The sequence below is a fragment of the Vibrio sp. 070316B genome (assembly GCF_013114115.1).
In the GTDB taxonomy this organism is placed as follows: Bacteria; Pseudomonadota; Gammaproteobacteria; order Enterobacterales; family Vibrionaceae; genus Vibrio; species Vibrio chagasii_B.
Genome location: NZ_VTYC01000059.1, coordinates 1 through 6,272, shown reverse-complemented (window position 1 = coordinate 6,272; position 6,272 = coordinate 1). Strand labels below are relative to the sequence as shown.

Annotated in this window: 3 protein-coding genes and 5 tRNA genes; 1 reads left to right on the top strand and 7 read right to left on the bottom strand. The window is 40.8% G+C overall.

Going from position 1 to position 6,272, the window contains the following annotated elements:
* Positions 1 to 129 precede the first annotated feature (129 nt).
* The 4 genes from F0251_RS24060 to F0251_RS24045 all read right to left on the bottom strand — a co-directional run bounded on the left by F0251_RS24060 (position 130) and on the right by F0251_RS24045 (position 2,364).
* Positions 130 to 205 (bottom strand) — tRNA-Gly (locus tag F0251_RS24060).
* Positions 206 to 242: 37 nt separating this feature from the next.
* Positions 243 to 316 (bottom strand) — tRNA-Cys (locus tag F0251_RS24055).
* Between the two features lie 66 nt (positions 317 to 382).
* Positions 383 to 469, bottom strand: a tRNA-Leu gene (locus tag F0251_RS24050).
* 305 nt (positions 470 to 774) lie between these two features.
* Positions 775 to 2,364 (bottom strand): citrate lyase ligase, encoded by a 1,590-nt coding sequence (locus tag F0251_RS24045; protein WP_239930726.1) that lies wholly within the window; start codon positions 2,362 to 2,364, stop codon positions 775 to 777.
* A 548-nt stretch (positions 2,365 to 2,912) separates the two neighbouring features.
* Here F0251_RS24045 and F0251_RS24040 point away from each other — a divergent pair.
* Entirely contained in the window at positions 2,913 to 3,701 is a 789-nt protein-coding gene (locus F0251_RS24040) for a lipase (protein WP_171731969.1), read from the top strand.
* A gap of 90 nt (positions 3,702 to 3,791) precedes the next feature.
* Here F0251_RS24040 and F0251_RS24035 read toward each other — a convergent pair whose 3' ends face one another.
* The 3 genes from F0251_RS24035 to F0251_RS24025 form a co-directional block, all read right to left on the bottom strand.
* Positions 3,792 to 5,657, bottom strand: a complete 1,866-nt coding sequence (locus F0251_RS24035; RefSeq protein WP_061030878.1) for a methyl-accepting chemotaxis protein — start codon at positions 5,655 to 5,657, stop codon at positions 3,792 to 3,794.
* A gap of 381 nt (positions 5,658 to 6,038) precedes the next feature.
* Positions 6,039 to 6,112: transfer RNA gene (locus tag F0251_RS24030), tRNA-Cys, on the bottom strand.
* Positions 6,113 to 6,176: 64 nt separating this feature from the next.
* Positions 6,177 to 6,263: transfer RNA gene (locus F0251_RS24025), tRNA-Leu, on the bottom strand.
* Positions 6,264 to 6,272: the final 9 nt, after the last annotated feature.

The window sequence follows — 6,272 nt, the reverse complement described above, 5'->3', positions numbered from 1 at the left end:
CGTCGAGGGATTTTAAATCCCTTGTGTCTACCAATTCCACCACCAGGGCACGCAATTCTTTATTGCGATGCCGATTACTGAAAAGTAAAACACCATCTTAATGTCGATACGAATCAACATTACAAAATTTGGAGCGATACATCGGGTTCGAACCGATGACCTCAACCTTGGCAAGGTTGCGCTCTACCAACTGAGCTAGTATCGCATTTTCATTCATCTGCTTTCTAAAATGAAAGAGAGAATGGAGGCGCCTCCCGGAGTCGAACCGAGGTCCACGGATTTGCAATCCGCTGCATAGCCACTCTGCCAAGGCGCCTTTAATAGTGATTTAAGAGAACAACTCTTGGTTCATCACTCTACTCAAAAGTAGGAGCAAGATAGATGGTGCCCCGGGCCGGACTTGAACCGGCACAGCGCGAACGCCGAGGGATTTTAAATCCCTTGTGTCTACCAATTCCACCACCAGGGCAACGCAATTATGCATGCCTATTACTGAAATAGAACACCATCGCTCAGCGACCTAAGCCGTGAGAACGAGGTGTACTTTAACGGATGGAAAAAATTCGTCAACAATAAATTTTATCTTTTAATTCAAGTGATTAATTATCGAACTTTGACGGTTGAATTTACTACTGATTGCGCAAATGGCAAACACAATCTCCTCCTCCAAAGCCGGCTCAAAATCATTCATAATACATGGGAACGAGAAAACTCGAATAAAAATGCCAGTCGAAGGACTGGCTTTATCAGTAATTCTGGAAAGCACGAACCTAATTAATAATTTTCTTTCAAAAATTGATATGTCGGCTTTGGCACTATTGCTTCTATACTGCTGAAATCTCGGCTTGCTAAGAACTCCCTGACTTTAGAAGCACTGATCACATCACCGTTTGTTGATATACGTTCAATGATTTCAACTTCAATATCATATGCAGGGAGTAGCTCCTGCATTTTTTCATTGTATTGTTGGGTGATTTGACACTTTGGTTCATTTCCAAGAAATATCTTACTAATATTCAGCGCTTTAGCTATGTACTCACAAAAAAACCATGCTTCCATTGATGCATCAGCTTTAGCTTCAGAAGTTTCTTTATCGAAGTAATCTGGGTAAGTCAATTCAGTACAAATAAACTTCCCCCCTCGAATAACGGTGACGTTACCGATATGTTTAGTACTTTCAAAGACTAACTTAAATCGGTCTTCAAATTTAAAGAAAGATTTATCTTCTTCGATAACGAAAATGAACAACTTATCGACACTCCTTGCGGCGTGTTCGATTAAGTGTAAATGTCCCTTAGTAATTGGGTTACAATTAACCGCTACGCTGCCTATAACACCTTCATTATCTGTAGCATGTTGATCCAATAACTCTAAGTAAGATTTCATTTCACAAGATTCAAGCGCCTGCGCAGTGTGTCTAAATAAGAAATACTTGAACTTTTCTAGGACCGAAAGGATGCTCTCATCTATTCTATCGCCTTGATTAACCAATTTTGAATCTTCGTTTTTCAGTAGAGGGATTAGATGCTCTTTAACGATTACCTCGGAAAGTACTTTGTTACCTCTAGGTGAGTAATGGCCTTGCTTATCGTTTAAATCAATAAAAAAGTCGCTACCTCTTTCTATGAGATTCAAGTCGATTTTATTTAAGTCTTGAAGACCTTCACTTCTAAATTCATCAAAGTTGAAGAAAACTACTATATCATTCTCTTTGATATTGGTTTGAACCAAGTTATTCATAGCTTGTAGGAGTTTCATCCCAATAATTCCATGATTCTCTAGTACTACATCAGAAAAATGCTTGTTAATACTACGTTGAACTTGAGAAACGAGTGTGTAAATATCACTCATACCACTAGAATATGTTGTTGACGAACCAAAAAACAATACCTTTCGAGCTGGAATATTGGGCTGACCTACTGTTACTCTCAAACCATTTTTCACTGACATCATCGGTCTTTCGGTATCAAGAAGAGCTACTTTAGTGCCTTTAATCACTGGCCTTGAATAGTCAAAAAATGTAGGTATTTGGCTTTTTTCTGCGTCATCATAAAGTGACAATATGTACTCTGGCACTTTAACCCCCTGCCCCCACAATTTTCGCTCACCTGCATATTTTTGAGTATTTGACATAAGGTCTTTTTCTTGAACCGACTTTATTTTTAGATCTTGACCTAATCCAACCACATCAATTAACAAAGGGGTAGCACCTTGACTCTTAACGTAGTCAGTTACAAATTTCACTTTGTCAACGTCATTTACTGTATTATTTAGAAGATCCATGCTTTTAACGATATCGCTATCAATAAACTCTAATGATTTATCTTCCTGAAGACGATTTGCTTTTAATAATTCACCATTCATTACATACAAATTCAATAGCATAAAATAATATTCATACTTATTGAATTTGTAGACTAACTCCTCTATCGATCTAATAGCATTAGTATAGTCTTTTTTTTGTACATATAGCTCAGCAAGCCTAAGGTTCTTAGACATCTCGATTTTTGGAGGTAGTATAGGAAGTAATCTATATAAGCTTTTTAATACCCAGTAAAACGTTAACTTATACGATTGACTTTTTGATAGCATGAATAGAGCCTTTTACATTATCTTTATAACTTCGAAATTTCGAAGATGCTACCATATTAAATTTTCAATAATGTAAGGTTAAGTAAGGCATTGTATTCATCTTAGTTACAAACTGTATTGTATAAAAAAGCCTAATTATTAGACAACGCCCAGATTATTATTAAAAGATATTAACCAATATTACAAGTTAATGTCATATAGTTTATTTAGAACGGGTTTGATACAAACTCAATGTCATTCCATCGCTTATTCCTCCCTTCATCTCTGTTTCACATTCTAAGACTATAGTATTTAAAATACTGTCAAAACCATGAGTACCCGTGAAACCACTAAAACGATACCAGTACGAGCGCTATGCCGTTCTTTGTAACCTCGCCTACCCTAGAGTTTTTAAGCAAACTCGCTATGGTTTCGATCCAAATGGACAGCGCGTCATAAAGAACCAGTTTGGTAAGACGATGATTCGGGTTCTTTGGAGTAGCGACAAAGATGAAGTGGTTGTGGTTATTAAAGGGTCACATAGTGTATCAGACTGGATGCTTAACTTTGCTCTTTGGACGAGAAGCTGCAAAAGGATTGGACTCAACTATCGTGTTCACGCGGGGTTTTATCACCTGATGTTTCAAGAGAGCCAGCCGAGCCGCAACGAAGACAAGTTAGGTTTGAGCGTGATTGAGCGATTAGAAACGGTTCTTGTACCGCTATTGGAACAAGGGAAAAGGATTGCGATTACTGGGCACTCCTCCGGCGGCGCCATTGGTTGTGTCTTTGCGGATTATTTTGACAAGAAATACCCAGGCTGCATTAAGCGAATCGTGACCTTTGGACAACCAGCAATTGGTGATTGGAGCTTTAAGAAGCGCTATCGCCTTCGCAAAAAAACCTATCGTATATGTTGTGACATCGACATTGTGACCTTCATGCCGCCCGTACCTTTACTGTATTGGCATGTAGGAAAGGTACTTTGGCTATACAACGGCAGAATCTATGAAAACACCCCAACGTTTATTCGCCTTGGACGTTCTATTTTTAGCTGGTTGATTAGGCCTTTCTCTTACCACTTGATGAGTAAATACATACGTAATAAAGACTTCTTTGATCAGCATTGAAACTCGTATTTGCACCGCAAAGAAAGAGCACATACTGCTAGCAGTCTGTGCTCTGGTATTTACTAATCTATCTGTATTGCGCTTTGATTGTTAAAGCTTGAATCGAGACAACTCTTGTTTCAAATCACTTGCTAAATTGCTGAGCTGATCCGCCTGAGACACAGCATCCGTCGCATCAAGTGCCATAACGTCACTCACTTCACGAACAGATTCAGTATTAGCATTAATTTCAGCAGTAACCAGTGACTGCTCTTCCGCAGCAGAAGCAATTTGAGTCGCCATATCACTGATCACTTGAATCGCTTCACGGATTTGAGCCAAGCTCTCTCCCGCCATATCAACATCATGCACACTTGTTTCTGCCATGTCGTGGCTTTGAGTCATCACTTTAACCGCGCTATTTGTCGCCTGTTGCAAGCGCTTGATCTTATCTTCAATTTCTTCCGTTGAAGCATGAGTACGCTGTGACAATACTCGAACCTCATCAGCTACAACGGCAAAGCCACGACCTTGTTCACCAGCCCTCGCCGCTTCAATCGCAGCATTTAGTGCCAGTAGGTTAGTTTGTTCAGCGATCTCACGTATCGTCGCTAAGATAGACGCAATTTGTTGCCCATGCTCTTCTAGCTCGCTGATAATAGATACAGCGCTCGTCAGTTCAGTAGCAAGCTCATTGATTGATGATTGGCTTTTTGCCATCTGCTGGAAGCCTTGCTCGCTTAATTCAACCGAATGACTGGCGCTTTTCGCTGTATTGTCTGCGTTAGAAGCGATCTCAGCCGTCGCAGTCGCCATTTCAGTTACCGCAGTAGCTACCATTGTAATTTCATCTTGCTGTCGGCTGACGCTATCACTGCGCTTAAGGGCACTCTCATTGGCATGCTCAGCACCATTGTTCATTGCTGTGGATACTTGAGTAACGTTGGTCATCATTCCATGCAGTCGATCGACAAACACATTGAACTTATCGGCCAACTGACCAACTTCATCTTTGCTGGATACTTGAAGGCGTTGCGTTAAGTCACCTTCACCCTCTGCGATATCTGCGAGAGCTTCGCTCACTCGTCCTAGCTCCACCAACTGGCGAGCAACAAACCAAGACGTCGCTGCAGCCATCACAATCAAAACAATCAAGCCTGTAGTGATCTGACTGACCAACATGTCGAACAGAGGTTGTTCCAAGACATCTTTATCCATCTCAATCACAAGTAACCAATCTGTACCACTGATTGGCTCCGCCATGATCACTCGTTCGTGACCATCAACTTGGGTAAAGATCGTCGTTAGATTCTGCGCTGCACTGTTTAAACCAGCAACACTCAACTCCGGAGCGATGTCATTCACCTGTTTAAGAATAAAGTCTTCGTTTTGGTGAGCGACCACCGTACCTTGTTTGTCGATAAGGATCGCTCGACCATTTCCTGGAACCTGGATAGCTAATACGTCTTTAATCAGCTTGTCCAAAGCTAGGTTCGAAGCAACAACACCAATAATGGATCCGTTCTCGGTGACCGGATCGGTCAGTGTAACCACGAGCGCCTGCATCGTAACGCTTACATACGGCTTGGTTGTGACGGCTTTGTTTTGAGCTAACGTCTCTTTATACCAGCCACGAACTCTTGGGTCGTACCCTGCTTTATTGAGAGAAGGATCATGACGGAACATTTCCCCGTCTTTATTGCCGTAATAACTCAATCCAAAGCCACCAGATACAAGGGTTTGACGTAAGTGCGGGACAATATCTAATGAAGGGTTAAGTTGAACTTGTTGTTGAAGACCATGTACGGCTTGTTTCTTGTCGTAAAACCAATCACTGATCCCTTTTGCATGGGCGTTCAGCGTGTTACGACTTTCACTCTCTATAGCCTGCCAGCTGTTACTTTGAAATGTCTTATAACCCATAAAAAGAAGAATTGCGGATGTAAAAGCAATCGCCAAAACTACAGAGAAAACCATTTTCCTCTTTAGACTAAATTGCATATTAAGAACCTCTTATAGAACAATTAAAGAAATATAAAGAGAAATCCTATCACCCATACTCATGTTTTTATTAGGGTTATCCCAAAAAACAATGAAACAAATTGAGCATTATGTTTAATTGTGACTTTGATTTATTTACTGGTTTATCAACGATAAAGATTATTTAGTCACAAACAAAAGCGAGTTGTAGAAAACAAAGTAAAAGTAAAAGTAAAAGCAGAGTGCTCAAACAGATAAGCAGATAAGCAGATAAGCAGATAAGCAGATAAGCAGATATGCAGATAAGCAGATAAGCAGATAAAAAATAAGACGCCAGATACGAAAAAACCAGCCACTAAGACTGGTTTTTCTGAATGATGGAGGCGCCTCCCGGAGTCGAACCGAGGTCCACGGATTTGCAATCCGCTGCATAGCCACTCTGCCAAGGCGCCTTCAATAGTGTTTTAAGAGAACAACTCTGTTGAGCATCACCAAACAAGGTAACAATCAAATAGATGGTGCCCCGGGCCGGACTTGAACCGGCACAACGCGAACGTCGAGGGATTTTAAATCCCTTGTGTCTACCAATTCCACCACCAGGGCACGCAATTC

Coding starts and splice junctions, on each gene's coding strand:
- F0251_RS24045 (WP_239930726.1), bottom strand. CDS start 2,364: ATGAATGGTGAATTATTAAAAGCAAATCGTCTTCAGGAAGATAAATCA.
- F0251_RS24035 (WP_061030878.1), bottom strand. CDS start 5,657: ATGGTTTTCTCTGTAGTTTTGGCGATTGCTTTTACATCCGCAATTCTT.